The sequence below is a fragment of the Alcanivorax sp. HI0044 genome, assembly GCF_001634945.1.
Genome location: NZ_LWEZ01001582.1, coordinates 1 through 760 on the forward strand (window position 1 = coordinate 1; position 760 = coordinate 760).

1 protein-coding gene is annotated in these 760 nt (G+C 59.1%); it reads right to left on the bottom strand.

All coding sequences use genetic code 11. The annotated features are described in order from the left end of the window. Nucleotides 1-154: 154 nt before the first annotated feature. The coding region (locus tag A3730_RS24035; RefSeq protein ID WP_369819118.1) for a TetR/AcrR family transcriptional regulator at nt 155-760 on the bottom strand (606 nt) is incomplete at its 5' end.

Sequence of the window (760 nt, forward strand, 5' to 3'; positions counted from 1 at the left end):
GTGGGGTTGTAGAAATCGAAGTTGTTCATGGTGCGGTATCCTTGATTGATGGCGCTTGATTCGCTTGAAAGTTTTTAAATAGACCGGTCGTCTAGAGTTGGCGGCTAAAAAGGCCCGCTCAATAGCGGGCACGGTTGTGTTCAGTGTGGTTGTGTCAGCGTGCGAGCATGTTATGGGTCAGCGTCATGGCCTGATTCATGGGCTGCGCATTGCGGTGCAGCTTGGTCAGCAGGCTGGCGCCCAGCCATAGCTGGTAGAGGTTGCCGGCGGTCTGCTGGGCTGGCTGCGGATGCAGGGAGCCATCGGCAATGGCGGCGTCAATGCAGTTGGCAATGCGCGCCATGACTTGCTCGGTGCCATCGCGCAGGGTGATGCGCATGGCTTCGGACAGGTCGGCCACTTCGGCGCTCAGTTTGACCACCAGGCAATCGCGCAGGCCGGCGGGGCCGCAGTAGTTTTCCTGCCAATCCTGCCAGTACCGCATCAGCCGGCTGATGGCCGGGGTATCGTCATCGGTGAAGCGGGCGTCCAGGTCTTGCACGTAGCTGGCAAAATAATCTTCCAGCAACGCCTGGCCAAATTGCTCTTTGGACTGAAAGTAGTGGTAAAACGAGCCTTTCGGCACGCCGGCGGCTTGCAGGATGGCGCTCAAGCCGACGGAGCTGAAACCGCGGGCAGCCAGAATGTCACGGCCCGTATCCAGCAGGTGCTGGCGGGTGTCGCGGTGTTTATCTGGCTGATTGATGGCGGTTTGCGTATT